Origin of the sequence: Thalassovita mangrovi (assembly GCF_009857745.1) — a bacterium.
Lineage (GTDB): Bacteria > Pseudomonadota > Alphaproteobacteria > Rhodobacterales > Rhodobacteraceae > Thalassobius > Thalassobius mangrovi.
In genome coordinates, this window is record NZ_WWEN01000003.1 from 299,085 (window position 1) to 324,319 (window position 25,235).

General features: G+C 63.0%; 22 protein-coding genes and 1 tRNA gene. 13 read left to right on the forward strand and 10 right to left on the reverse strand.

Annotated elements, in window-relative coordinates:
- Positions 1–79 precede the first annotated feature (79 nt).
- From GR167_RS08005 to GR167_RS08025, 5 genes are all read left to right on the forward strand, one after another.
- Entirely contained in the window at positions 80–1,165 is a 1,086-nt protein-coding gene (locus tag GR167_RS08005) for a polyamine ABC transporter substrate-binding protein (protein WP_160972944.1), read from the forward strand.
- A gap of 63 nt (positions 1,166–1,228) precedes the next feature.
- Positions 1,229–2,356, forward strand: coding sequence for an ABC transporter ATP-binding protein (locus GR167_RS08010; RefSeq protein ID WP_160972945.1), 1,128 nt, complete (start codon positions 1,229–1,231; stop codon positions 2,354–2,356).
- A gap of 1 nt (position 2,357) precedes the next feature.
- The gene (locus GR167_RS08015) at positions 2,358–3,248 is read left to right on the forward strand and encodes an ABC transporter permease subunit (RefSeq protein ID WP_160972946.1); all 891 of its coding nucleotides are present in this window, start codon (positions 2,358–2,360) and stop codon (positions 3,246–3,248) included.
- A complete protein-coding gene (locus GR167_RS08020; protein WP_160972947.1) occupies positions 3,245–4,060 on the forward strand; it encodes an ABC transporter permease in 816 nt (271 codons plus the stop codon). Before GR167_RS08015 ends, GR167_RS08020 begins: the two co-directional genes overlap by 4 nt.
- Before the next feature lie 11 nt (positions 4,061–4,071).
- Positions 4,072–5,388: an NAD(P)/FAD-dependent oxidoreductase gene (locus GR167_RS08025; RefSeq protein ID WP_235915883.1), complete on the forward strand. Its 1,317-nt coding sequence runs from the start codon at positions 4,072–4,074 to the stop codon at positions 5,386–5,388.
- A gap of 61 nt (positions 5,389–5,449) precedes the next feature.
- On the opposite strand, the gene GR167_RS08030 is transcribed toward GR167_RS08025, so the two are convergent.
- The gene (locus GR167_RS08030; RefSeq protein WP_160972949.1) at positions 5,450–6,373 is read right to left on the reverse strand and encodes a DMT family transporter; all 924 of its coding nucleotides are present in this window, start codon (positions 6,371–6,373) and stop codon (positions 5,450–5,452) included.
- A gap of 127 nt (positions 6,374–6,500) precedes the next feature.
- Here GR167_RS08030 and GR167_RS08035 point away from each other — a divergent pair, with 127 nt between their 5' ends.
- The gene (locus GR167_RS08035) at positions 6,501–8,006 is read left to right on the forward strand and encodes a malonate--CoA ligase (protein ID WP_160972950.1); all 1,506 of its coding nucleotides are present in this window, start codon (positions 6,501–6,503) and stop codon (positions 8,004–8,006) included.
- 153 nt (positions 8,007–8,159) lie between these two features.
- Entirely contained in the window at positions 8,160–8,750 is a 591-nt protein-coding gene (locus tag GR167_RS08040; protein WP_160972951.1) for an outer membrane protein, read from the forward strand.
- Positions 8,751–8,802: 52 nt separating this feature from the next.
- Here GR167_RS08040 and msrA read toward each other — a convergent pair whose 3' ends face one another.
- The 5 genes from msrA to mtgA all read right to left on the reverse strand — a co-directional run bounded on the left by msrA (position 8,803) and on the right by mtgA (position 12,413).
- Positions 8,803–9,297: a peptide-methionine (S)-S-oxide reductase MsrA gene (msrA, locus tag GR167_RS08045; RefSeq protein ID WP_160972952.1), complete on the reverse strand. Its 495-nt coding sequence runs from the start codon at positions 9,295–9,297 to the stop codon at positions 8,803–8,805.
- Entirely contained in the window at positions 9,297–9,743 is a 447-nt protein-coding gene (msrB, locus tag GR167_RS08050) for a peptide-methionine (R)-S-oxide reductase MsrB (RefSeq protein WP_160972953.1), read from the reverse strand. Before msrB ends, msrA begins: the two co-directional genes overlap by 1 nt.
- A gap of 66 nt (positions 9,744–9,809) precedes the next feature.
- Positions 9,810–10,877 carry a tRNA epoxyqueuosine(34) reductase QueG gene (gene queG, locus GR167_RS08055; RefSeq protein ID WP_160972954.1) on the reverse strand — a complete coding sequence of 356 codons (1,068 nt, stop codon included), beginning with the start codon at positions 10,875–10,877 and terminating at the stop codon, positions 9,810–9,812.
- Positions 10,878–10,953: 76 nt separating this feature from the next.
- Entirely contained in the window at positions 10,954–11,619 is a 666-nt protein-coding gene (fzlA, locus tag GR167_RS08060) for an FtsZ-binding protein FzlA (protein ID WP_160972955.1), read from the reverse strand.
- 65 nt (positions 11,620–11,684) lie between these two features.
- Positions 11,685–12,413 carry a monofunctional biosynthetic peptidoglycan transglycosylase gene (gene mtgA, locus GR167_RS08065; RefSeq protein ID WP_160972956.1) on the reverse strand — a complete coding sequence of 243 codons (729 nt, stop codon included), beginning with the start codon at positions 12,411–12,413 and terminating at the stop codon, positions 11,685–11,687.
- A gap of 118 nt (positions 12,414–12,531) precedes the next feature.
- On the opposite strand from mtgA, the gene GR167_RS08070 reads away from it, so the two are divergent.
- The gene (locus GR167_RS08070) at positions 12,532–13,038 is read left to right on the forward strand and encodes a hydrolase (RefSeq protein ID WP_160972957.1); all 507 of its coding nucleotides are present in this window, start codon (positions 12,532–12,534) and stop codon (positions 13,036–13,038) included.
- A 60-nt stretch (positions 13,039–13,098) separates the two neighbouring features.
- Here GR167_RS08070 and gltB read toward each other — a convergent pair whose 3' ends face one another.
- Both gltB and GR167_RS08080 read right to left on the reverse strand, forming a co-directional pair.
- Positions 13,099–17,637 carry a glutamate synthase large subunit gene (gene gltB / locus GR167_RS08075; protein WP_160972958.1) on the reverse strand — a complete coding sequence of 1,513 codons (4,539 nt, stop codon included), beginning with the start codon at positions 17,635–17,637 and terminating at the stop codon, positions 13,099–13,101.
- Positions 17,638–17,725: 88 nt separating this feature from the next.
- Entirely contained in the window at positions 17,726–19,159 is a 1,434-nt protein-coding gene (locus tag GR167_RS08080) for an NAD(P)-dependent oxidoreductase (RefSeq protein ID WP_160972959.1), read from the reverse strand.
- Positions 19,160–19,384: 225 nt separating this feature from the next.
- Here GR167_RS08080 and GR167_RS08085 point away from each other — a divergent pair, with 225 nt between their 5' ends.
- A complete protein-coding gene (locus GR167_RS08085) occupies positions 19,385–20,188 on the forward strand; it encodes an undecaprenyl-diphosphate phosphatase (protein ID WP_160972960.1) in 804 nt (267 codons plus the stop codon).
- A gap of 47 nt (positions 20,189–20,235) precedes the next feature.
- Here GR167_RS08085 and GR167_RS08090 read toward each other — a convergent pair whose 3' ends face one another.
- The gene (locus GR167_RS08090; protein WP_160972961.1) at positions 20,236–21,219 is read right to left on the reverse strand and encodes a complex I NDUFA9 subunit family protein; all 984 of its coding nucleotides are present in this window, start codon (positions 21,217–21,219) and stop codon (positions 20,236–20,238) included.
- Between the two features lie 147 nt (positions 21,220–21,366).
- On the opposite strand from GR167_RS08090, the gene GR167_RS08095 reads away from it, so the two are divergent.
- Positions 21,367–21,453 (forward strand) — tRNA-Leu (locus GR167_RS08095).
- A gap of 70 nt (positions 21,454–21,523) precedes the next feature.
- On the opposite strand, the gene GR167_RS08100 is transcribed toward GR167_RS08095, so the two are convergent.
- Positions 21,524–22,315, reverse strand: coding sequence for a helix-turn-helix transcriptional regulator (locus GR167_RS08100; RefSeq protein ID WP_235915884.1), 792 nt, complete (start codon positions 22,313–22,315; stop codon positions 21,524–21,526).
- 97 nt (positions 22,316–22,412) lie between these two features.
- Between GR167_RS08100 and GR167_RS08105 the strand changes: the two genes are divergently transcribed.
- The 3 genes from GR167_RS08105 to GR167_RS08115 are packed head-to-tail and all read left to right on the forward strand — an operon-like array spanning position 22,413 to position 25,209.
- Positions 22,413–23,486, forward strand: coding sequence for an ABC transporter ATP-binding protein (locus tag GR167_RS08105; RefSeq protein WP_160972963.1), 1,074 nt, complete (start codon positions 22,413–22,415; stop codon positions 23,484–23,486).
- On the forward strand, positions 23,486–24,403 hold the full coding sequence (locus GR167_RS08110; protein ID WP_160972964.1) for an ABC transporter permease: 918 nt from the start codon (positions 23,486–23,488) through the stop codon (positions 24,401–24,403). The genes GR167_RS08105 and GR167_RS08110 overlap by 1 nt, the downstream gene beginning before the upstream one ends.
- The gene (locus GR167_RS08115) at positions 24,403–25,209 is read left to right on the forward strand and encodes an ABC transporter permease (RefSeq protein ID WP_160972965.1); all 807 of its coding nucleotides are present in this window, start codon (positions 24,403–24,405) and stop codon (positions 25,207–25,209) included. The genes GR167_RS08110 and GR167_RS08115 overlap by 1 nt, the downstream gene beginning before the upstream one ends.
- The last annotated feature ends 26 nt before the right edge of the window (positions 25,210–25,235 follow it).

Below are 25,235 nucleotides of genomic sequence, written 5' to 3' on the forward strand. Positions count from 1 at the left end.
CCATATTGCCTTGCGCGGCAAAGTTTGATCAAATTACATCGAAGGGCATCAAGACCCTCGATCAATGGGAGAGTATGACATGAAGAATCGTTTTCTAGCCGCAACCGCGGGCCTGGCGCTGATTGCCGGGGCCGCAGCGGCCGAAGAAGTTCGAGTATATAACTGGTCCGACTATATCGACGAAGACCTGCTGGCCAAGTTCGAAGAAGAGACCGGGCTCGACCTGGTCTATGACGTGTTCGACAGCAACGAAGTCCTGGAAACCAAGATGCTGGCGGGTGGCTCGGGCTATGACGTGGTGGTTCCCACCGGCACCTTCCTGCAGCGTCAGATCGCGGCAGGCGCTTTCCAGAAGCTGGACAAGAGCAAGCTGCCCAACATCGCGAACATGTGGGACGTGATTTCGTCGCGGACCGCGAAATACGACCCCGGCAACGAATATGCGATCAACTACATGTGGGGCACCACCGGTATCGGTGTGAATGTCGGCAAGGTGCAGGAAGTTCTGGGCGAAGACGCCCCGCTGGACAGCTGGGACCTGGTCTTCAAGCCCGAGAACATGGAAAAGCTGGCCGATTGCGGCGTGCATTTCCTCGATGCGCCGACCGAAATGATCCCGGCCGCGCTGAACTATATCGGCGAAGATCCCGACAGCCACGATCCCGACGTGATCGCCAAGGCCGAGGGCGTGTTCATGGCCATCCGCCCCTATATCCAGAAATTCCACTCTTCCGAATACATCAACGCGCTGGCCAATGGCGACATCTGCGTCGCCGTGGGCTGGTCGGGTGACGTGCTGCAGGCGCGCGACCGTGCTGCCGAGGCCGACAACGGTGTCGAGATCGCCTATAACGCGCCCAACGAAGGCGCGCAGATGTGGTTCGACATGATGGCGATCCCGGTCGACGCTCCGAACCCGGACGGCGCCCACAAGTTCCTGAACTTCATCATGGACGCGCAGAACATGGCGGCGGCATCGAACTATGTCTATTACGCCAACGGCAACCTCGCGTCGCAGGAATACCTGGAAGAGGACGTGATCGGCGATCCGGCGATCTATCCCTCGCCGGCAGCGCTGGAAAATCTGTTCACCACCACGCCTTATGACGCCAAGGTTCAGCGCGTCGTGACGCGACTGTGGACCAAGATCAAGTCGGGCACCTAAGACCCGGAACCGATACGGGCCTGCGCCACACCGGCGCGGGCCTTTTTTTCGACAGGAAAGACCATGCCCCAGACCGTCTTCGCCCCTTGGGAGAACCCCGAGGAAAAGCCGCTTATCCAGTTCAAGAACGTCACCAAGCGCTTCGGCACCTTCACCGCAATCGACAACCTGACGCAGGACATATACGAGCGCGAATTCTTCGCACTGCTGGGCCCGTCGGGCTGCGGCAAGACCACGATGATGCGGATGCTGGCGGGGTTCGAACAGCCGACCGAGGGCCAGATTCTGCTGGCCGGTCAGGACATGGCCAATGTCCCCCCGAACGAGCGCGCGGTGAACATGATGTTCCAGTCCTACGCCTTGTTCCCGCATCTGTCGGTCTGGGAAAACATCGCCTTCGGCCTGAAACGGATGAAGATGTCGAAGGGCGAAATCGACACACGCGTACATGAAATGCTGCGCCTGACCCGGTTGGAACGCTTCGCCCGGCGCAAGCCGCACCAGATTTCCGGCGGTCAGCGGCAGCGCGTGGCGCTGGCCCGGTCGCTGGCGCGGGCGCCCAAGCTTCTGCTGCTGGACGAACCGCTGGGCGCTTTGGACAAGAAGCTGCGCCAGGACACCCAGTTCGAACTGATGGATATCCAGGAAAAGACCGGCACCACCTTCGTGATCGTGACCCACGACCAGGAAGAGGCGATGACCGTCGCCTCCCGCGTGGCGGTGATGGACGAGGGCAAGATCATCCAGGTGGCGACGCCCGACAAGATTTATGAAGAACCCAATTCGCGCTACGTGGCCGATTTCATCGGCGACGTGAACATCATCGAAGGTACCGCCAGGAAGGTCGGCGAAGACGGCTATGACATCGCCTGGGCCGAGGGCCAGGAACCGTTCCACGCCAAGACCAACCGCGAGTTGAGCGACGGGCAGAAAGCCTATATCGCCATCCGCCCGGAAAAGATCGCGGTCGCCGCGGAAAAGCCCGAAGGGGCCTATAACTCGATCAAGGGCAAGATCGTCGACATCGCCTATATTGGCAACATGTCGACCTATCACGTCGAAATCCCCGGCGGGCTGATGATCAAGGCGCAGACCGCCAATACACGGCGGCTGGCGCGGCGCGGCTTCACCTGGGAAGACGAGGTCTGGCTCAGCTGGACCCTGACCGCCGGTTCGGTGCTGGAGGAATAGGATGAGACGCTTCTTCCTCATCTCTGCCCCCTATATCTGGCTGCTGGCGCTGTTTCTGGTGCCCTTCGTGATCGTGCTGAAAATCTCGCTCAGCGACACGGCGCTGGCGATCCCGCCCTATAATCCCACGCTCGACCTGACCCAGGGCTGGGCCGGGTTCAAGGATTTCCTGTCCAAGCTCGATTTCGAAAACTTCGTCTGGCTGACCCAGGACGACCTGTATTGGAAGGCCTACCTGTCCAGCCTGAAGATCGCCGCCCTGTCGACGGTGCTGACCCTGATGGTGGGCTACCCCATCGCTTACGGCATGGCGCAGGCGCCGGATGAATGGCGCCCGACGCTGATGATGCTGGTGATCCTGCCGTTCTGGACCAGCTTCCTGATCCGGGTCTATTCCTGGATGGGAATCCTGGGGAATGAAGGATTGCTGAACCAGCTGCTGCTGTGGCTCGGGGTGATTTCGGAACCTCTGCACATCATGAACACGCCCACGGCGGTCTATATCGGCATCGTCTATACCTATCTGCCCTTCATGATCCTGCCGATCTACGCGGCGCTGGAAAAGCTCGATAGCAGCCTGCTGGAGGCGGCCGAGGACCTGGGCTGTTCGCGGCTGTCGGCCTTCTGGCTGGTGACCATCCCGCTGTCGAAAAACGGCATCATCGCGGGCTGTTTCCTGGTCTTCATCCCGGCGCTTGGCGAATTCGTCATCCCGTCGCTGCTGGGCGGATCGGGGACGCTGATGATCGGCAAGGTGTTGTGGGAAGAATTCTTCTCCAACCGGGACTGGCCGGTGGCCAGCGCGGTGGCGGTGGTGCTGCTGCTGATCCTGATCATCCCGATCATCCTGTTCCAGCGGAACGAACAAAAAGCGCGGGAGGCGGATCAATGAGACGGTTCACATGGTTCAACGCCACCTCGCTGACGCTCGGTTTCGTGTTCCTCTACATGCCGATGGTGATCCTGGTGATCTACAGCTTCAACGCCTCGAAGCTGGTCACGGTCTGGGCCGGGTTTTCCACCAAGTGGTATGGCGAGCTGGTCCAGAACGAAGCCTTCCTCGACGCGGCCTGGGTCACCTTCCGCGTGGCGGTGTTTTCATCGACCATCGCAACGGTGCTGGGCACGATGGCGGCCTATGTGCTGGTGCGCAGCGGCCGGTTCTTCGGCCGGACGCTGTTTTCCGGCATGATCTATGCGCCACTGGTGATGCCCGAAGTGATCACCGGCCTGTCGCTGCTGCTGCTGTTCATCGGTATCGGGCTGGATCGCGGTATCCTGACCATCGTCCTGGCGCATACGACCTTTTCGATGTGCTACGTGTCGGTGGTGGTGTCGTCGCGGCTGGTCAGCTTCGACAAATCGCTGGAAGAAGCGGCGCTCGACCTCGGCTGCACCCCGATGCAGAGCTTCCGTCTGGTCACCCTGCCGATCATCGCCCCGGCGGTGATTTCCGGCTGGCTGCTGGCCTTCACCCTGTCGCTGGATGACCTGGTGATCGCGTCGTTCACCTCCGGCCCGTCGGCCACCACGCTGCCGATCAAGATCTTCTCGGCGGTGCGTCTGGGCGTCAGCCCCGAAATCAACGCGCTGTCGACCATCATGATCGCGATCGTGACCGTCGGCGTGATCTCTGCCTCGCTGATCTCGAAACGGTCGGTGGTGCGGCAGAAGCAGGAAGAACAGGAAGCGGCACAAAGCTGATGCAACGAATCATGTCTGACTATGCTTACGGCCCGGAACCGCGCAAAAGCTGTTTCTGGGGGGTAAGCACAATTGCCGCCGACCAGATGCCGCCGGCGCGCGGCTCGGTCCGCACCGAATACGCGGTGATCGGCGCCGGTTTCACCGGGCTGAACGCGGCGCTGAAGCTGGCGCAGGCGGGCCACGCGGTCGCCGTGTTCGAGGCTGAAAGCCCCGGCTGGGGTGCCTCGGCCCGCAATGGCGGGTTCTGCTGCCTGGGCGGCACCAAGCTGCCGTTCAAGATGATCGCCAAACGGCACGGCCAGCAGGGGTTGCTCGATTGGTGCGCCACAGAAATCGCCGCGATCGAACAGGTGCGCGGCTTCCTCGACCGGACCGGCACCGATGCCGACACCCATTCAAAGGGCGAAACCATCCTGGCCCACACCCCCGCCGCGATGCGCGGGTTGCGCCACGAACAGGCCGAGTTAGAGACTGCTTACGGCTTCAAGACCGAGCTGATCGAACGCGAAGAACTGGCCGGGCACGGGATGCGCGGGCGATTCTTCGGCGGGCTGACCATGCCCAACGGGTTCGGTCTGAACCCGCGCAAATATTCCGACGGTCTGGCCCGCGCCTGCCTGGCGGCGGGGGTCACGATCCACGGCCTCAGCCCGATCCTGTCGGTCAAGCGCGACCAGGGCGGGTTCGCCCTGCAGACGCCCGAGGCCAGCGTGCAGGCCGACAAGGTGATCTTCGCCACCAACGGCTATTCCTCCGAGGATGTGCCGGGCTGGATGCGCAGCCGCTACATGCCGCTGCAATCCAACGTCCTGGTCACGAGGCCGCTGAAACCGGACGAGATTCGCGCCGGGTGGAGCAGCGATCAGATGGCGTACACCCATCAGACCTTCCTGCATTATTTCCGGCTGATGCCGAACGGGCAGTTCCTGTTCGGGATGCGCGGCGGGCTGACATCGTCGCCGCAATCCGACGTGGCGCTGCACCGACGCACCCGGAAACAGTTCGAACAGGCCTTCCCGGCCTGGGCCCATGTGGAATCGCCCTATAACTGGAACGGCGTTCTGGCCTTTTCGCTGAAGGGCGCGCCCTATGTCGGGCCGATCCCGGAACTGCCCGGCGCCTTCGTGGGCTTTGCCTATCACGGCAACGGGGTCGCGATGGGATCCTATGCGGGGGCGCTGCTGGGCGATATCGCGCAGGGCAAGGAACCGGATCGGCTTTACCCCGCGTTGCTGCGCGATGTGCCGGGGCGGTTCCCGCTGGGCCGTCACCGCCGGATGCTGATGGCGCCGGGATATGCCTATGCGGCGCTGACCGGGAAATGATAGGCCCGGCCTTCGGGCCGGGTGCCCCCAAATACAGTCTCTAATAAGGCTCTTTCGCCCTTTAGCCCTGCGGCGTCATCCCCGACCGCGCCTTGGCGCGTTTGATCCCAAGCGCGTGTTCGCGCCAGATGATCAGCACCCCTGCCAGGATCACCAAAGACGCGCCCAGCAGCATCTGCTGGGTCGGCACCTCGGCAAAGACGAAATAACCGATCAGCAGCGCGAACAGCATCGAAGCGTAATCGAACGGCGCCACCACCGAGGCCCCGGCAAAGCGATAGGCCGAGGTCAGGAAAATCTGCCCCAGCCCGCCCAGCAGCCCCGCCGCGATCAGCAAGACCGCCTCGCGCGCTTCCGGCACGACCCAGCCGAAGGGCAGCGTCAGCAGCGACAGCGTGGTCGAGGTCAGCGAGAAGAAGAACACGATGGCCGAGGTCTGTTCGGTGCGCACCAGATTGCGCACATGTATCTGCGCCAGCGCGGCAAACACCGCCCCCATCAGCACGAAGGCGGCGCCAAGCGCCTGCGTGGTTTCTACCGTTTCCCCAGCAAACAGGGTCAGCCGCGGTTCGATCACGATCAGAACCCCGACCAGCCCCAGCCCCACCGCCGTCAGCCGGAACAGATGCACCTTTTCGCCCAGGAACATCGCCGCGAAGATCACCGTCAGCAGCGGCGCGGCATAGCCGATCGCGGTCACCTCGGGCAGCGGCAGCAGGCCGAGACCGGCAAAACCCATGCCCATCGCGGCGGTGCCGACGAAGCCGCGCCAGAAATGCCCCATGGGCGACGCCACCTTCAGCCCGGTCCGCAGATTGCCGCGCAGCCAAAGCCAGCCGAAGATCACCGGCATGGCGAAAAGCGAGCGGAAAAACACCGCCTCGCCCGGCGGCACATGGCCTGAGGTCGCCTTGATCACAGCCGACATGGTGATGAACATCAGCACCGAGCCGAGTTTGAAAATAATGCCCTTCGCCGGGTTCATGGGGGTCTCCCTTCGGGTTGCGGCGATGCTGAACGGGTTAAGGAAAAAGGTCCAGCCCTTGCACTTGCGAAAAACCATGCGAAAACGTCATGACGAGTTTGCAGAATACAACAGGATCGGGGGGAACATGTTCGACGCCAATTACCTTATCAGCCGCCTGGCCCAAGGGGCCGCCACCACGCCGGACAAGGTTTTCGCCACCCGCCCCGGCCTGCCGGATGTGACCTATGCCGCGCTTTTCGAGGGCGCGCAAAGGCTGGCGCAAAAACTGACCGCCGCCGGGTTGCAGCCGGGTGACCGGGTCGCGGTTCAGGTGGACAAGACACTGGAAGCGGTCGAGCTGTACCTTGGCACCGTGCTGGCCGGCGGTATCTTCCTGCCGCTCAATACCGCCTATACAGGGTCTGAAGTGGCCTATTTCGTCACCGACGCGACGCCGCGCATCCTGGTCTGCGATCCGGGCCGGGTCGAAGAACTGGCCCCGCTGGCGGGCGAGGCCACGGTGTTCACGCTGGACAAAGACGGCGCGGGCACGCTGATGGACGATCTGCCCGCCGCCGACCCTGCATTCCAGCCGGTCGCGCGCGGGGCCGATGACCTGGCGGCGATCCTTTACACCTCGGGCACCACGGGCCGGTCCAAGGGTGCGATGCTGAGCCACAAGAACCTGGCGTCGAATTCCGAAAGCCTGCGTGAGCTGTGGCGCTTCACCGCCGACGACGTGCTGATCCACGCGCTGCCGATCTTCCACACTCACGGGCTGTTCGTGGCCACCAATGTCAGCCTGCTGGCCGGGGCCTCGGTCGTGTTCCTGGCGAAGTTCGACGCCGAGGCGATTCTCGACGCGATGCCGACATCGACCGCGCTGATGGGGGTGCCGACCTTCTATACCCGTCTGCTCGACAATCCGCGTTTGACGCTGGAACAGTCTCGAAACATGCGGCTTTTCATCTCCGGATCGGCGCCGCTGCTGGTCGACACGCATGAAAAATGGGAACAGCGCACCGGCCATCGCATCCTCGAACGCTATGGCATGACCGAAACCAACATGAGCACCTCGAACCCCTATGACGGCGAACGCCGCGCGGGCACCGTGGGTTTCCCGCTGCCCGGGGTCGAGTTGCGCATCGTGGACGACGGTAAGGAAGTCGCGCAGGGCGAAATCGGCGTGATCGAGGTGCGCGGCGACAACGTGTTCCAGGGCTATTGGCAGATGCCGGAAAAGACCGCCGAGGAATTGCGCCCGGACGGGTGGTTCATCACCGGCGACCTGGCCACGCGGGATGCCGACGGCTATGTCACCATCGTCGGGCGCGCCAAGGATCTGATCATCACCGGCGGCTTCAACGTCTACCCGAAGGAACTGGAAAGCCTGATCGACGACATTCCCGGCGTGCTGGAAAGCGCCGTGATCGGCGTGCCGCATCCCGATTTCGGCGAAGCGGTCGTCGCGGCGGTGGTCAAGGAAGACCCCGAGTTGACGCTGGAGCAGATCAAGGCGGTGACCGGACGCGACCTTGCCAAGTTCAAACAGCCCAAGGAAATCCTGTTCGTGCCAGAATTGCCCCGCAACACGATGGGCAAGGTGCAGAAGAAGGCGCTGCGCGAAACCTATTGCGACCTGTTCGGCTAAAACTGGCCGACCTGACGGAAGGTCATCGGCGGCCTTTGGCCGAAAATGAACTGATCGGTTTACTTTTTGCCGGCGCGATCCAGATTGTCGTTCGTTCAGACACGCATGGGGTCACCCGACCCTGTGCAAAAACCAGAACGAAAGGAACTGGATATGACTGTCAAACGATTGAGCCTCGCCACGCTTGGTGCCGCGCTGATCGCCGCCCCCGCCTTCGCCGGATCGCCGACCCCGGCGCCGGTGGAACCCATGATCGCCCCTGCCCCGGTCGTGTCGACCGGCGGCGACTGGACCGGCGCCTATGGCGGTCTGAGCCTCGGCTATGCCGATGTCAGCAGCTCGGGCGGCGCGGCGCTCAGCGGCGACGATCTCATCGGCGGGCTGAGCCTGGGCTATGATTACGATTTCGGCCAGTTCGTTCTGGGTGCCGGAATCGACTACGATTATTCCGACATCGACCTGGGCGGCGGCGAATCGATGGAAGGCATCGGCCGGCTGAAACTGCGCGCCGGTTACGACCTGGGCCAGGGGCTGCTTTACGCCACCGGCGGTCTGGCGCGGACCTCGCTGGCAGGGCTTGGTGAAGATAACGGCTATTTCGCCGGGATCGGCTATGAGCACATGATCACCGACAAAGTGTCGGTCGGCGGCGAAGTGCTGTACCACGCCTTCGACAACTTCAACGGATCGGGCACCGATATTGAAACGACCACGGCCGCGGCCAAGGTCAATTTCCGCTTCTGATACTGCAACGGGCGCCCCGTAGGGCGCCCGTTTTCCGCTGGATTAGGGTCTGTTATCGCCGCGGCAGCACCCAATCGGGCCGCGCGAAATGGCAGGTATAGCCAGTGGGCAGCCGTTCCAGGTAATCCTGATGTTCCGGCTCCGCTTCCCAGAAATCGCCCACCGGTTCCACCTCGGTCACCACCTTGCCGGGCCACAGGCCGCTGGCCTCCACATCCGCGATGGTGTCCAAGGCGCAGTCCTTCTGCGCCTCGTCGACGTAATAGATCGCCGAGCGATAGCTCAGACCGATATCATTGCCCTGCCGGTTCACCGTGGTCGGGTCGTGAATCTGGAAAAAGAATTCCAGCAGCTTGCGGTAGCTGGTCTTTTCGGGATCGAAGATGATCTCGATCCCCTCGGCATGGGTGCCGTGATCGCGATAGGTCGCGTTGGGCACGTCGCCGCCGGTATAGCCCACGCGGGTGCGGATCACCCCCGGCAGCTTGCGGATCAGATCCTGCATGCCCCAGAAACAGCCCCCCGCCAATACAGCGCGTTCTTCCATCAGACTTCCTCCACCTGGTCCAGGTAATCGCCATAGCCTTCATCCGCCATGTCATCGCGATGGATGAAACGCAGAGAGGCCGAGTTGATGCAATAGCGCAACCCACCGCGATCCGGCGGGCCGTCGTTGAACACATGGCCCAGATGGCTGTCGCCGTGGGTCGAGCGCACCTCGGTCCGCACCATGCCATGGCTGGTGTCGTTCAATTCGGCGATATTGGCGGGCTCGATCGGTTTGGTGAAGCTGGGCCAGCCGCAGCCGGATTCGTACTTGTCGGAGGAGGCGAACAGCGGCTCGCCCGACACCACGTCGACATAAATCCCGGGTTCCTTGTTGCGCAGCAGCTTGCCCGATCCCGGCCGTTCGGTGCCGCTTTCCTGCGTCACCCAGAACTGTTCCGGCGTCAGGTTCGCCACCACATCGGGGTTTTTCTCATATTTCGGCATCTCGGCCCTCCCGTCCTGTTTCGCCCTGCTAAGATGGCGCAAATTGCCCGAAAGCAAAGCCCCGTTTCACGCCGATCCCGCATTCGTGTTCAGCTGCGCCACCGCCCAGCGGGCGGCGTCGGCCACGGTTTCATCCGTATCCCCGGTCAGGCGCTGCGCCACCGGCAACAGATCGGGCAGGCCGGAATTTCCGATGGCGTAAAGCACGTTACGGACGAACCGGTCACGCCCGATCCGCTTGATCGGGCTGCCGGAAAAGAACGCGCGGAACCCGGCATCGTCAAAGCTTGCCAGTTCCGCCAGCTTCGGCGCCTTCAACTCATCGCGCGCGTGGTAGCGCATTTCGCGCGCCTCCGTCGCGAACTTGTTCCACGGGCACACCGCCAGGCAATCGTCGCAGCCATAGATGCGGTTGCCCATCAGTGCCCGCAGGTCTTCGTCCACCGGGCCGTGATGTTCGATGGTCAGATAGGAAATGCAGCGCCGTGCATCGAGCTGATAGGGCACCGGAAAGGCCCGCGTCGGGCAGATGTCCTGGCAGGCCGTGCAGGTGCCGCAATGGTCGGATTCGGCTGGATCAGTGTCTAATTCAAGCGTGGTGAAGATCGACCCGATGAAGAACCAGCTGCCCAATTCGCGGCTGACCAGATTGGTATGCTTGCCCTGCCATCCCAGCCCCGCCGCCTGGCCCAGCGGCTTTTCCGCCACCGGCGCGGTGTCGACGAAGACCTTGACCTGCACCTCGTCCGGCCCGGTCTGGCCGGCCTCGGCGATCAGCCAGCGCGCCAGCCGCTTCAGCCGTTTCTTGACCAGGTCGTGATAATCGCGGTTCTGGGCATAGACCGAAATCGCGCCCCGGTCCGGGTGCTTCAGAATCTCCAGCGGATCGTGCTCGGGCGTATAGCTTTCGGCCAGCATGATGACAGATCGTGCCTCGCCCCACAGCGCCGCCGGGTTGCCGCGCCATTCCGCCCGGTCCTCCAGCCATCCCATCTGCCCGTGCCGCCCCGCCTGCAGAAACGCGCCCAAACGTTCGGGCACCTGCGGAATGTCGCCGGGCCTACAGATCCGGCAGGCATCGAACCCCTCTTCAAAGGCCCGCTCCACCAGTCTCTGTTTCAGCGCAACTCCCATCTTCTTCTGTTCCTAAATATCCCCGGGGGAGTCGCCCAGGGGGCGACGGGGGCAGCGCCCCCAAACAAGCCCGCGATCAGAAATCCAGGTCGGAATAATGCGCCGGCTGCGGGAAGCCAGGAATCTGGTCGGCCAGGATCGACCGGAAGGCCGGGCGCGACTTGATCTTGGCGTACCAATCCTTGACCACCGCGTGGCGGTTCCAATCCACGTCACTGATGTAATCGAGCGCCGACAGATGCGCGGCGGCGGCGAAATCGGCGATGCTCATCGTGTCGCCCGCCAGCCAGCGGCGCTGATCCAGCAGCCACGCCATGTAATCGAGGTGATACTTGATCTTCTGCGCCCCGGCTTTCACGTTCTTCGAATCCGGGTATCCCAGCCCCATCACCTTCTTGTTGACCCGCTCGTAAAGCAGTTTCGACGTCACCTCGTGATGGAACTTGTCGTCGAACCACGCGGCCAAGCGGCGCGCCTCGTACCGTTCATCGGGCGTGCGCGGCAAAAGCGGCGGGTCGGGATAGACTTCTTCGAGATATTCGATGATGGCGCCGCTTTCGGCCATCGTCTTGCCGTCCAGCCGCAGCACCGGCACCTTGGCGCCGGGGTTGCGGCGCAGGAAATCGGTATCCTGTTCCCAGTAACGTTCCTCGACCAATTCGCATTCGATGCGCTTTTCGGCCAGGCACAGGCGGACCTTGCGGCAGAACGGGGACAGGGGGAAATGGTACAGCTTGGCCATCGGCACTCGGATCTCTGATTAGCGGGAACGGGCGTTCCTTTGAATGCCCGCTTGGGCGTGGATTTTCAATCCTCGAAACACGCGGCGCGGCCGTCTCGGCGGATCGTTTCCGCCCCGTCCAGGATCGTTGCGGCGCGCCGCCGCACGAATTCGGCGGGCTTGGAGGCCGAACGCGCCTTGGGCGAGGGCAAAATCGCCGCCAGCCGCGCCGCCTGCACCGGTGTCAGGTCGGCCGCCTTCACCCCAAAATAGTGCCGCGCCGCCGCTTCGACGCCGAACACGCCCTCGTCGAATTCCGCCACGTTCAGGTAGACCTCGACGATGCGGCGCTTGGTCCAGACCAGTTCGACCATCGGCGTCATCGCGGTTTCCAGCGCCTTGCGCAGCCAGTTGCGGCCATGCCAGAGGAAAGTGTTCTTCACCACCTGCTGGCTGATCGTCGAGGCGCCGCGCGTCGCGCCGTCTTCGATCGCGGCGCGGATCGCCGCCATGTCGAAACCCCAGTGGCTGCAGAAATTGGCATCCTCCGCCGCCACCACCGACCGCGCCATCACCGGCGCGATGTCTTCCAGGTCGGCCCATTGCCGCTTGATCCCGCCAAGCCGGTTTTCTTCCTGCTTCATGTAGATCGTAACGGGCGGATTGACGAAGGCATAAGTGGCGATCCAGACCATCGACAGGCCCCAGACCACGATCAGCGCGCGCAGGCTCCAGCGCGCCAGCCAGCGGATGGGCCGGATCGGCTGCTTCTTCGCCTTGGTTTTCTTCCTCGATGTCCGGGTCTTGCCTGCCATGTTCCAGCTATAGGCGCGGGCCGGGGTTGAGAAAAGGGCTCTGTTGGTTTTGCCCCAAATCAAGGCAGCGCTTCGCAAGTCCCCCTATTCCTTCGGCATGCTGCAAAGGAGTTCTGCGATGAAGACCAACCAACTGCCGCACTACGACATGGACGACAACCCCACCGGATGCTGCCCGCGCTTCCATCCCGAGGTTTGGGACGGGGTGGAACTGCATTTCGAAGACAAGCCCTTCGTACGGGCCGAAACCAAGTCGGTGATGCATGTGCCGGTGAACATGGGAAAGGTGTTTTCCCGGGTTCAGGAGCATTTCGAATCCTCCGGCGGCTTCGATCCCGACGACACCATCGTGATGAGCCGCGATCTGTCGCCCTGGACATCCGAACATCTGTTCGCCGCGCCGCACCCGGTACCGGAAGAAGAAATGGTGACCCTGTCGGGGGATTTCATCACCAAGGTGTTCGAAGGCCCCTACAAGGAGGCCAAGGACTGGTATGACGAGATGAAGCAGATGGCCGCCGCGCGCGGCAAGACAGATGGCGAGGTCTGGTTCTTCTACACCACCTGCCCGAAATGCGCCGAGGTCTACGGCAAGAATTACGTCGTCGGGCTGGCTGAGGTCTGAGGCAAAGAAAAACGGCGGCCCCGCAAGGCCGCCGTTCTGTTTTTCGTCTCTAATCCGGGCTTATTCCGCCGGAACCGCCTTTTCCTCGAGGCTCAGCGGGTGCGGAATGTGGATCAGCATTTCCTTCGGGCAGACCTGGACGAAGTTCTGCAACTCGCTATCCCAGTGCTGCAGGATTTCGGCGGCCTTGCGGCTACCGGTTTCCGCCAGGTGCTGTTCGATCAGGCCCTTCAGCTGATCGTGCCAGTAGGGCACGGTCACCGGGCAGGTCACCAGCGTTTCCATGTTCATCATGGTGTCGGCCTGACCTTCCGGATCATAGAGATAGGCCATGCCGCCGGTCATGCCCGCGCCGAAGTTGGCGCCGATCGAGCCCAGGATCACGGCCACGCCGCCGGTCATGTATTCGCAACCGTTCGAACCGCAGCCTTCGATCACCACGTTCGCGCCCGAATTCCGGACCCCGAAACGTTCCCCGGCGCGGCCCGCCGCGAACAGGAACCCGTCGGTCGCACCGTAAAGAACGGTGTTGCCGATGATGGTGTTGTCCTCGGCGACCAGCGGGCTGGCCATCGGCGGACGCACCACCACGGTGCCGCCCGACAGGCCCTTGCCGACATAGTCGTTGGCATCGCCCGACACTTCCAGCTTCAGACCCGGTGCCGCGAAGGCGCCAAGCGACTGGCCAGCGGACCCGGTCAGCTTCACCGTCAGGTGATCCGGCTGCAATGCGTTGCGCATGCCGAAATTCTTGACGATGTGGCTTGAGGTGCGGGTGCCGACGGTGCGGTCGGTGTTCTGCACCGCGTAAGACAGCTGCATCTTTTCGCCGTCTTCCAGGAACCGCTGCGCGTCGCGCACGATTTCGGCGTCCAGCGTATCGGGCACCGCGTTGCGCGGCTTGTTGCGGTCATAGGTGATGTCCTTCACGCCATCGACCATCAGCAGCAGCGGGTTCAGGTCCAGATCGTCCAGATGCGCAGATCCGCGGCTGACCTGGCTCAGCAGGTCGGCCCGGCCGATCACCTCGTCGAGGCTGCGCGCACCGATGGAAGCGAGGATTTCCCGCACTTCCTGGGCGTAGAAGGTGATCAGGTTGACCACCTTGTCGGCGTTGCCGGTGAACTTGCCGCGCAGGGCTTCGTCCTGGGTGCAGACGCCCACCGGGCAGGTGTTCGACTGACACTGACGCACCATGATGCAGCCCATCGCGATCAGAGCGGCGGTGCCGATGCCGTATTCCTCGGCGCCCATCATGGCGGCCATGACGATGTCGCGGCCGGTGCGCAGACCGCCATCGGTCCGCAGCGTCACCCGTTCGCGCAGGTTGTTCATCGCCAGAACCTGATGCGCCTCGGTCAGGCCCATTTCCCACGGCAGACCGGCGAACTTGATCGAAGTCGCGGGCGACGCGCCGGTGCCACCATTGGCGCCGGAAATCAGGATGATATCGGCCTTGGCCTTGGCCACGCCGGCGGCGATGGTGCCAACGCCCGAAGACGCGACCAGCTTCACCGTCACCTTGCAGCGCGGGTTGATCTGCTTGAGGTCATAGATCAGCTGCGCCAGGTCCTCGATCGAGTAGATATCGTGGTGCGGCGGCGGCGAAATCAGCGTCACGCCCTTGGTCGAATGGCGCAGACGGGCGATCAGGTCGGTGACCTTCATGCCGGGCAGCTGACCACCTTCACCGGGCTTGGCGCCCTGGGCCACCTTGATTTCAAGTTCCTCGCACTGGTTCAGGTATTCGGCGGTCACGCCGAAACGGCCCGACGCCACCTGCTTGATCTTGGCCGACGGGTTGTCGCCGTTGGGTTCCGGCACGAAGTGTGCCGGATCTTCACCGCCCTCGCCGGAATCCGACTTGGCGCCGATCCGGTTCATCGCCACGTTCAGCGTCTTATGCGCCTCGGGGCTCAGCGCGCCCAGCGACATGCCCGGCGTCACGAAGCGTTTGCGGATCGAGGTGATCGATTCGACCTCTTCGATCGGCAGCGGCTTGCCCAGCGGTTTGAAATCCATCAGGTCGCGCAGGTGGATCGGCGGATTGCTTTGCATCTTGGCCGAATACTGCTTCCACAGCTCGAACGACGCGCGGTTACAGGCCTGCTGCATCAGGTGCATAGTCTGCGCGCCCCAGGCATGGGTTTCGCCGGATTTCCGCGCCTTGTAGAAGCCGCCGATCGGCAGCACGTCGCGGCCGCCGCGCCAGCCTTCGGCGTGGACGTCTTCGACCTTCTTCTGAATGCCGCTGACACCGATGCCGGAAATGCGCGAGGTCATGCCGGGGAAGAATTCCGCCACCATGGCACGCGACAGGCCCACCGCTTCGAAGTTCAGGCCGCCGCGATAGGACGAAATCACCGAGATACCCATCTTGGCCATGATCTTCAGCAGGCCCTGGTCGATGGCGTCGCGATAGCGCCGGGTCGCTTCGGTCAGGGTGCCGTCAAGCAGACCGCGTTCGATCCGGTCGGCCAGGCTGTCCTCGGCCAGATAGGGGTTCACGACGGTCGCGCCGCAGCCGATCAGCACCGCGAAGTAGTGCGGGTCGATACATTCGGCAGACCGCACGTTCAGCGAACAGAAGGTCCGCAGGCCCTTGCGGGTCAGGTGCGAATGCACCGCGCTGGTGGCCAGGATCATCGGCATCGCGATCCGGTCTTCGCGCTGGTTCTGGTCGGTCAGCACAAGGTGACCGGCGCCGGAGCGCACGGCATCCTCGGCCTCGTTGCGGATCCGCTCCAGATGGGCGCGCAACGCGCCGGCACCGGCTCCGGCGGGGAAGGTGCAATCCAGCTCCACCAGGTCGGCGTTGAACTGGCGCACCAGTTCCGCCCACTGGGAATTGCCCACGAAGGGGCTTTCCAGCACCAGGATTTCGGTCTGCGCCGAGCTTTCGTCGAGCACGTTCTTCAGGTTGCCGAAACGGGTCTTCAGGGACATCACCCGGTATTCACGAAGCGAGTCGATCGGCGGGTTGGTCACCTGAGAGAAGTTCTGGCGGAAGAAGTGGCTCAGCGGGCGGTATTGCTTGGACAGAACCGCCGACGGGGTGTCGTCACCCATCGAAGCCAGCGCTTCCTTGCCGTCCTCGGCCATCGGCGCCAGGATCTGTTCCAACTCCTCAAGCGTGTAACCGGCCGCGATCTGGCGCTTGCGCAGTTCCGACCCGGAGAAGACCGGCTTTTCGGTCAGCCCGGACAGGGCTTCGTCCAGATCGTTGATCTTGCCGACCCAGTCGCCGAACGGCTGGCTGGCGGCCAGTTTGTTCTTGATCTCGGTGTCGTGGAACAGTTGGCCTTCCTGCATGTCCACGGCCAGAAGCTGACCCGGGCCAAGCGCGCCCTTTTCCTTCACCGTCGCCTCATCGGCGGGGACCATGCCCGCTTCGGACCCGGCGATCAGCAGGTCGTCCCCGGTCACCACGTAGCGCATCGGGCGCAGACCGTTACGGTCCAGACCGGCGCAGACCCAGCGGCCATCGGTCATCGCCAGCGCGGCGGGACCGTCCCAGGGTTCCATGACGGAGTTGCAGTAGCTGTACATGTCACGCCAGGCGTCGGGCAGTTCCTTGGCCTGCTTCGACCAGCTTTCGGGCACCAGCATGGTTTTCGCCATCGGCGCGTTGCGGCCGGCGCGGACCAGCACCTCGAACACCGAATCCAGCGCTGCCGAATCCGACGACCCCGACGGGATGATCGGCTTGATGTCTTCGGCCAGGTCGCCGAAGGCGCTGGAAGCCATGCGGATCTCATGGCTCTTCATCCAGTTCACGTTGCCCTTCAGCGTGTTGATTTCGCCGTTATGGGCCAGCATGCGGAACGGCTGCGCCAGCCACCATTCGGGGAAGGTGTTGGTCGAATAACGCTGGTGATAGATCGCGAAGGCGGATTCGAACCGTTCGTCCTTCAGGTCGGGATAGAATTCGGCCACCTGTTCAGCCAGCATCATGCCCTTGTAGATGATCGAGCGGCAGGACAGCGAACAGACGTAGAGGCTGCCGATACCCGCGGCGGCGGCGGCCTTTTCGATCCGGCGGCGGATCACGTAGAGTTCGCGTTCGAACGCTTCCTCGTCGATGTCCTTGGCGTTGGAAATCAGGATCTGTTCGATCTCGGGCCGGGTTGCGTTGGCCTTTTCGCCAAGGCAGGAAATATCGACCGGCACGTGGCGCCAGCCATAGATGTGGTGGCCCATCCGCAGGACTTCGGATTCGACGATGGTCCGGCAGGTTTCCTGTGCGCCGAAATTGGTGCGCGGCAGGAACACCTGGCCGACGGCCATCAGGCGGTCGGCATGCGGTTCGTGTCCGGTGCGGCGGATCTGGTCATAGAAGAAGGGCACCGGGATCTGCACGTGGATGCCCGCGCCGTCGCCGGTCTTGCCGTCGGCGTCGACCGCACCGCGGTGCCAGATCGCTTTCAGCGCGGTGATACCGGATTCGACCACCTTGCGGCTCGGCTTGCCGTCCAGGGACACGACAAGACCAACGCCGCAGGAGGAATGTTCATCCTCGGCCCGGTACATGCCGTTTTCGGCGACCCATTGGCGCTTGGCTTCTTCGGCCGCGACCCAGTTTTCATCATATTTCGTCATATCCAACCCTTCCTTGTCTGGTGGGTCAGGGCCCGGTCAGAGGGCCCAGAGAATTCGGTGGGGCGGGCGGGGGACCGCCCGGAATGGTTCATTCGGCGGCGACGGCCTTGGCGTCGTTCAGGTAATCGAGGATCGCCTCGGCGCTGTCGCGCCCGTCCTTGATCGCCCAGACCACCAGCGAAGCGCCGCGCACGATGTCGCCCACGGCGAACACACCATCGAGCGAGGTCTGCCCGGTCTGGAAATCGGCGCGGATGGTGCCCCAGCGGGTCACTTCCAGCCCGTCGACACCCCAGAGCTTGGGCAGGTCTTCGGGTTCGAACCCAAGCGCCTTGATCACCAGATCAGCCTCTTCGACATAATCGGCGCCTTCGATCACCTCGGGGGCGCGGCGGCCCGATGCGTCCGGCGCGCCAAGGCGCATCTTCTGCACCATCACGCCGGTGACCGGTTCGCCGACAAAGCCCTTGGGCGCGGTCAGCCAGTCGAATTCGACGCCTTCTTCCTCGGCGTTCTGAACCTCGCGCTGCGAGCCCGGCATGTTGGCGCGGTCGCGGCGGTACAGGCATTTGACCGAGGTCGCGCCCTGGCGGATCGCGGTGCGCAGGCAATCCATCGCGGTATCGCCGCCGCCGATCACGACGACCTTCTTGCCCTTGGCGTTGAGCGAGCCGTCTTCGTATTCCGGCACCTCGTCGCCGAAGCTGAGCTTGTTCGACACGGTCAGGTAATCGATGGCGCGCACGATGCCCTCGGCGGTCACGCCCGGATAGGTCAGCACGCGGGTTTTATAAACGCCGGTGGCGATCAGAACCGCGTCATGCTTGCCGCGGATCGCGTCGAAGCTGAGGTCTTCGCCGACATTGCAGTTCAGCACGAATTCGACGCCGGATTGTTCCAGCTGTTCGACCCGGCGCATCACGATGTCCTTTTCCAGCTTGAAGCCAGGAATGCCATAGGTCAGCAGCCCGCCCGCGCGGTCGTAACGGTCATAGACGGTGACCTGCACGCCAGCGCGGCGCAGCATGTCGGCCGCGGCCAGACCGCCGGGGCCCGCACCGATGATGCCGACCGACTGGTCGCGCTCGGTTGCCGGGGTGATCGGCTTGACCCAGCCCTGTTCCCAGGCCGTATCGGTGATGTATTTTTCCACCGACCCGATGGTCACGGTGCCGTGGCCCGACTGTTCGATCACGCAGTTGCCTTCGCACAACCGGTCCTGCGGGCAGATGCGGCCGCAGATTTCCGGGAAGGTGTTGGTCGACTGGCTGATCGCGTAAGCTTCTTCCAGACGGCCGGAAGCGGTCATCCGCAGCCAGTCGGGAATGTTGTTGCTCAGCGGGCAATGCGCCTGGCAATAGGGCACACCGCATTGGCTGCAGCGGCTGGCCTGTTCCTTGGCCTTTTCATCGGCGAATTCCGCGTAGATTTCGTTGAAATCCTTGTTGCGCTGATCGGCGTCACGCTTTGAGGGCATGTCGCGTTCGATCGACACGAATTTCAGCATCGGTTGCTTTGCCACGTCGCTGCCTTTCCTGAAGGAAGAATTAGAGTCGGCGCTTAATACGTTACCTTAAAGATGAATAAAAGTCACACATGCTGACCTACATTCGCAGAATACCCGTTGAAACTGCTGCCATGCAGCAATTTGGCGCATTTTATAGGTCCGATACGGACCTATAAAAAATCTTTCCCCGCGTTCTCAATGCTTTATACCACAAGAAACCCTTGCATCACAGAGCCGCCAATGACCTTCATCCATCTGCTCATTATCGCGCTGATTCAGGGCGTTACCGAATTTCTTCCCATTTCTTCCTCGGGCCACCTGATTCTTTTTCCGAATCTTACCGGGCTGCAGGATCAGGGTCAGGTGATCGATGTCGCCGCCCATGTCGGCACTCTGGCGGCGGTGGTTCTGTATTTCTGGGCCGATGTCCGCATCGGTCTGGCGGGGATTCCGCGCATGCTGACCGGGCGGATCGACACGCCCGGTTCGAAACTGGCCTTCCTGCTGGCGCTGGCGACGATCCCGGTGATCCTGTTCGGGCTGGTGCTGAACCTGACCGGGATCGACCAGATGCTGCGCAGCACCGCGGTGATCGGCTGGACCATGCTGGGTTTCGGGCTGGTGCTCTACTGGGCCGACCGCAAGGAACCGTCGCCGAAAACCGATGCCGACTGGTCGCTGATGGATGCCTTGATGATGGGTCTGTGGCAGGCGGTGGCGCTGATCCCGGGCACGTCGCGGTCGGGGATCACCATCACGGCCGGGCGGATGCTGGGCTATAACCGGCACGACGCGGCGAAACTGTCGATGCTAATGTCGATCCCGACGATTTTCGCCAGCGGCGCGCTGCTGACCGCCGAGATGATCGGCACCGCCGATGCCAGCGCCGCGCGGGACGGGGCCGTCGTCGCCGGCATGTCGTTCATATCGGCGCTGCTGGCGCTCAGCCTGATGATGCGGCTGCTGCGCACCACCAGCTTCACGCCCTATGTGATCTATCGCGTGATCCTGGGCGCGATCCTGCTGTTCATCGCCTATACGTAAAAGGGGCGGGCCAAGGCCCACCCCTTTGAAATCCTATCGGACCGAAATCAGCTGATTTTCAGGTTCTTCGCCGATTCCTTGATCGCGTCGTATTGCCCGGTCGGGCGGAAGCGCCACAGGTAATCGGGCAGCACCGCTTCCAGCGCAACCGGGTGGATGCCCAGATCGGTCAGCCCCTTGGCGCCCTCGGACACCACGTTGTCATTCGCCAGCAGCTTCACCTGATCGCCGGTCAGCGGCGATTTGAACAGGCCGAGGCTGATCTTGCTGGTCAGCTGACCGAAGAACGCCACGATCCGGGCCAGCCAAAACGGCAGGTTCATCACCAGCCGGCGGCGGCGCACCACGCTCAGCATCTGGCCCATCAAGTCGCGCATCGTGTTCACGTCGGGCCCGCCTAGTTCATAGACGCCCGGTTCCGCCTTGCCGTCGACCGCCAAGACGGCGGCCTTCGCCACGTCGTCGACATAGACCGGCTGGAACTTGGTGTCGCCGCCGACGATCGGCAGGATCGGCCCCATCCGCGACATCGACGCGAAGCGGTTGAAGAAATCGTCCTCGGACCCGAAGATCACCGACGGACGCAGGATTACCGCGTTGGGCATGTAGGACAGCACATTGGCTTCGCCCATCGCCTTGCTGCGGGCATATTCGCTGGCGCTGTCGGCATCGGCGCCGATGGCCGACAGGTGCACCATCGTTTCGATCCCCTGCTCGGCGGCGATACGGGCGATGCGCCCGGCGCCGTCGGCCTGGATCGCGCCGAACGTGTTCTTGCCGCTCTCGTTCATGATGCCGACGCAGTTCACCACCGCATCTGCGCCCTGCATCACCGCCGCCACGCTGGCATCGTCGCGGATGTTGCACAGGACGGGTTCGACCTGTCCCGGCGCGCCATAGGGTTTGACATGCATCGCTTCGTTGGGGCGGCGTACGGCGACGCGGATGCGCCAGCCGTCTTTCGCCAGGCGCCGCGTAATGTAGCGGCCAACAAAGCCCGACCCGCCATAGATGGTCACGAGTTTCGACATAAGGATGACTCCGGCAGATAAAATTTGCTGCGTCGTTCCTAGCCGCACAAGGATGCCCGGACAAGGAAATAAGCCCGGAGTGAAAAAAGTTGAAAAACCTCGTTGACACCACCTGCGGGCAGGGATACATCGCCCCCCACGACACCTGCCCAGGTGGCGGAATTGGTAGACGCGCTAGCTTCAGGTGCTAGTGTCCGTATGGACGTGGAGGTTCGAGTCCTCTCCTGGGCACCATTCCCCTAACATTGATATACCGCCCGCAAACCCCCGGAAAACATTGCTTTCCAGGCGGTCGTTCTGCGCGTCAGTCCGACAGCAGCGGCATCACCAGCGAAAACAGTTCCGCCTGCGAAGAGATCGCGCATTTGCGGTAGAGCTGCTTACGGAACACCTTGACCGTCTGCGGGCTGATTCCCAGCCGCAGCCCGATCGACACCGACCCGTGACCGCGCAGAATCAGCAGCGCGACCTCGGATTGCCGCTGGCTCAGCGCGATGTCGTGGCGCTCGATCAGCCGTTGCCGCACCCGGTCGACCAGCGCCGCGTCGGTATAATCGCCGCTCGACGACAGCCCGGCCCATTGCTTGGCAACCAATCCGCAGGCAATCGCGCTCAATCTGTGGGCAATTTCCATGTCGCGCGGGGAAAAACTGCGGCCCGAACTGGCGTCGCGGCCAAGGCAGATATGCACCGAAACGCCCTCGGCCGGATACGCGACATAGGCGATTTCATCGACCAAGGTGGTGCGGCGGTAATAGCTGGCGAAATATTCATTGCGGTGGAACTGGTCGGGGGCGAAATCGCGCAGCCGGTATAGCCCGGGATCGACCCGGGTCACGTGCAGTTCGTGGAACGGATCGATCAGGTAAGCCCCTGAAATATAATCGCTATCTATCCTTTCATGCACCGAGGGAACGCGCGCCTGGCAGAACAGGATTTCCGGCCTGCGGGTCTGGAAATAGGCCAGCATCGTTGTGTTGTCGATTTCGATGCAACGGTGCAACCACGCATAGAAGGCCGGCGCGAAATCGTCGGTTCCAAGCGCGGCGATCGCGGCGCCAAGATAGGCTTCGGTCGAGTTCGGCAAGGCCCGCATCATACCCCCTTGGGGGTATATACCCCCGAAACTGGCTCTCCTTAGCATTAGTGGCGTGAATTGGGGGTATGCCGCAAGAGGGGTCCGGGAAAAGCCGATGAACCAGCACAGCATCGCCGTAGATGTCGACAAGGTCGTGAAACGATACGGCAGCGTCACTGCGCTGCACGGCGTGTCGATGGATATCCGCGAGGGTGAATTCTTCACCCTGCTGGGGCCCTCGGGCTGCGGCAAGACCACGTTGTTGCGCTGCATCGCGGGATTCGAGGATGTCAGCGAAGGATCGATCCGCCTGCATGGCGAAGACATCGCGCCGCTGCCGCCGCATAAGCGCCCGGTCAACACGGTGTTCCAGCAATACGCGCTGTTCCCGCATATGACGGTGCTCGAAAACGTGGCCTTCGGTCTGCTGCGCCGCGGCTGGTCGGCGATGGATGCCAATGGCCGCGCCCGCGAGGTGCTGGCGCTGGTGCAGCTTTCCGATTTCGCCAGGCGCAGCCCGGGGCAATTGTCGGGCGGTCAGCAGCAGCGCGTCGCGCTGGCCCGGGCGCTGGCGCCGGGGCCGCAGGTTCTGCTGCTGGATGAACCGCTGTCGGCGCTGGACCTGAAGCTGCGCCAGGCGGTTCGGGTCGAACTGAAACAGATCCAGCGCGAAACCGGCATCGCCTTCGTCTTCGTCACCCATGACCAGGAAGAGGCGCTGACCATGTCCGACCGCATCGCGGTCATGTCGGCGGGCCATGTGCAGCAGATCGGCACCCCGCGCGAAATTTACGAGGCGCCGGTCAATCGCTTCGTCGCGGATTTCATCGGCGAAACCAACCTGCTGGAGGTCGAGGTCGGCTCGGTCAGCGACGGTATGGCCGACATTGCCCTGCCGGGTGGCGCGCGGCTGACCTGCCCGGCGGCCGATGGCGCCCAGCGCGGCACGGGGCACCTGTCGATCCGTCCCGAACGCATCACCCCCGCGCCCGCAGGGGCGGGCAGCCTGCAGGCCACGGTCGAAGATCACGTCTATCTTGGCACCGATATCCAGCTGCATATGCGGCTGTCGGATGGCGAAGCGATGGTCGTGCGGATGCAGAACGCCGCGGCCGCCGGCATCCCCGAACGCGGCACCGTTCTGGGTCTTGAGGTGGAGGCGGGCGCGGCGCGCCTGCTGGCCGACTGATGGCGGGCGCCGCGCCGCAGGGCGCTTCCCGGTCCGAGATTTATCGCGGCAATGGCGGGCGGCTGATGCTGCCCGTGTGGGTGTTCATCGGCATCTTCCTGGTGCTGCCGGTGCTGCTGATGGCAATCTATTCGGTGCTGACCAAGGAATTCCGCGGCGGCGTGATCTGGGATTTCACCCTGGCCGCCTATGACCAGTTCTTCCTCAATCGCGGCCTGTTCGGAGACGAACCGCCAACCGTGGAATGGACCTATATCGGCATCTTCTGGCGTTCGATCTGGCAGGCGGGGCTGGCCACCGTGTTCTGCCTGCTGATCGGGTTCCCCACCGCCTGGTTCATCGCCACCCGCGACCCGCGCTCACGCTCGGTCTGGCTTTTCCTGATCACCATCCCCTATTGGGTGAACCTGCTGATCCGAACCGTGTCGATGAAATTCCTGATCCGCGATACCGGGCCGCTGAACGAATTCCTGCTCTGGACCGGGGTGATTTCCGAACCCCTGTCGCTGATCAACACCAATTTCGCGGTGCAGCTGGGGCTGTTCTATTCCTACCTGCCCTTCATGGTGCTGCCGATCTATGCCGCCGTCGAACGCTACGATTTCTCGCTGTCCGAGGCGGCGGCGGATCTTTACGCCGACAGCTGGACCACTCTGCGGCTGATCATCCTGCCGGTGGTGAAACCCGGCATCGTGGCGGGCTGCATCCTGGTGTTCGTGCCCTCGCTCGGCGCCTTCCTGGCGCCCGACCTGCTGGGCGGGGCCAAGACCTTCATGATCGGGTCGCTGATCGAGGAACAGTTCAAGGGCGCGGCGGGCAACTGGCCCTTCGGCGCGGCGGCGGCGATGATCCTGCTGAGCATCGTGATGGGCGTGCTGCTGATCCACGCCCGCGCCCAGACCCGGGGGGATGGCTGATGGCCACCACCGACCTGCGCCGCTTCACCGGGTTCCGGGCGATCACCATCCTCTGCCTCGTGGTGCTGTACGCGCCGCTGGTGATCGTGGCGGTCTACAGCTTCAACGATTCCACCTCGATCACCCGCTGGGGCGGGTTTTCGTTCAAATGGTACGCCGATGTCTTCACCGGCCCCGACGCGCCCAAGTTCCGCGCCGCCGCGATCAATTCCTTCACCATCGCCATCGGTGCGGCCACCTGCGCCACCGCGATCGCCACCGCCGCCGCCGTGGCGATGAACCGCGCCGGACGGTTCCGCGGCAAGACGGCGAGCCTGGCACTGATCAACCTGCCGCTGATGGTGCCCGAAATCGTGACTGCCGTGGCGTCGCTGATCTTCTTCATCACCATCGGGTTCAAGACCGGGCTGATGACCATCTTCATCGCCCATATCGTGTTCTGCATCCCGTTTGCCTACCTGCCGATCTCGGCCCGGATGCAAAGCATTCCCGACATGTACGAACAGGCGGCGATGGACCTTTACGCGACGCCTTGGGAAGCCTTCCGGCTGGTGCTGCTGCCACTGATGGTGCCGGGCATCCTGTCGGGCTTCCTGCTCGCCTTCATCATTTCTCTCGACGATTTCCTGATCACGAATTTCGTCAAGGGCGCGGGTGTCGAAACCCTGCCCACGGCGATCTTCGGGTCGGTCAAACAGGGCATCAAGCCCAACATCATGGCCATCTCGACGCTGCTCTTGGGCGTTTCGGTGGTCTTCGTCACGCTTTCCTGGATCATCGGGCGGGCGGGGCAATCAAAACAATAACCAAAACGACAATCAACAGCGGAGAC

Coding starts and splice junctions, on each gene's coding strand:
- GR167_RS08100 (WP_235915884.1), bottom strand. CDS start 22,315: ATGCGGGCCTTGCCGAACTCGACCGAAGCCTATCTTGGCGCCGCGATC.
- queG (WP_160972954.1), bottom strand. CDS start 10,877: ATGGGAGTTGCGCTGAAACAGAGACTGGTGGAGCGGGCCTTTGAAGAG.
- GR167_RS08035 (WP_160972950.1), top strand. CDS start 6,501: ATGTTCGACGCCAATTACCTTATCAGCCGCCTGGCCCAAGGGGCCGCC.
- msrB (WP_160972953.1), bottom strand. CDS start 9,743: ATGCCGAAATATGAGAAAAACCCCGATGTGGTGGCGAACCTGACGCCG.
- GR167_RS08025 (WP_235915883.1), top strand. CDS start 4,072: ATGTCTGACTATGCTTACGGCCCGGAACCGCGCAAAAGCTGTTTCTGG.
- GR167_RS08070 (WP_160972957.1), top strand. CDS start 12,532: ATGAAGACCAACCAACTGCCGCACTACGACATGGACGACAACCCCACC.
- GR167_RS08105 (WP_160972963.1), top strand. CDS start 22,413: ATGAACCAGCACAGCATCGCCGTAGATGTCGACAAGGTCGTGAAACGA.
- GR167_RS08020 (WP_160972947.1), top strand. CDS start 3,245: ATGAGACGGTTCACATGGTTCAACGCCACCTCGCTGACGCTCGGTTTC.
- GR167_RS08115 (WP_160972965.1), top strand. CDS start 24,403: ATGGCCACCACCGACCTGCGCCGCTTCACCGGGTTCCGGGCGATCACC.
- GR167_RS08005 (WP_160972944.1), top strand. CDS start 80: ATGAAGAATCGTTTTCTAGCCGCAACCGCGGGCCTGGCGCTGATTGCC.
- GR167_RS08030 (WP_160972949.1), bottom strand. CDS start 6,373: ATGAACCCGGCGAAGGGCATTATTTTCAAACTCGGCTCGGTGCTGATG.
- GR167_RS08090 (WP_160972961.1), bottom strand. CDS start 21,219: ATGTCGAAACTCGTGACCATCTATGGCGGGTCGGGCTTTGTTGGCCGC.
- GR167_RS08110 (WP_160972964.1), top strand. CDS start 23,486: ATGGCGGGCGCCGCGCCGCAGGGCGCTTCCCGGTCCGAGATTTATCGC.
- gltB (WP_160972958.1), bottom strand. CDS start 17,637: ATGACGAAATATGATGAAAACTGGGTCGCGGCCGAAGAAGCCAAGCGC.
- GR167_RS08015 (WP_160972946.1), top strand. CDS start 2,358: ATGAGACGCTTCTTCCTCATCTCTGCCCCCTATATCTGGCTGCTGGCG.
- GR167_RS08085 (WP_160972960.1), top strand. CDS start 19,385: ATGACCTTCATCCATCTGCTCATTATCGCGCTGATTCAGGGCGTTACC.
- GR167_RS08040 (WP_160972951.1), top strand. CDS start 8,160: ATGACTGTCAAACGATTGAGCCTCGCCACGCTTGGTGCCGCGCTGATC.
- mtgA (WP_160972956.1), bottom strand. CDS start 12,413: ATGGCAGGCAAGACCCGGACATCGAGGAAGAAAACCAAGGCGAAGAAG.
- GR167_RS08010 (WP_160972945.1), top strand. CDS start 1,229: ATGCCCCAGACCGTCTTCGCCCCTTGGGAGAACCCCGAGGAAAAGCCG.
- msrA (WP_160972952.1), bottom strand. CDS start 9,297: ATGGAAGAACGCGCTGTATTGGCGGGGGGCTGTTTCTGGGGCATGCAG.
- fzlA (WP_160972955.1), bottom strand. CDS start 11,619: ATGGCCAAGCTGTACCATTTCCCCCTGTCCCCGTTCTGCCGCAAGGTC.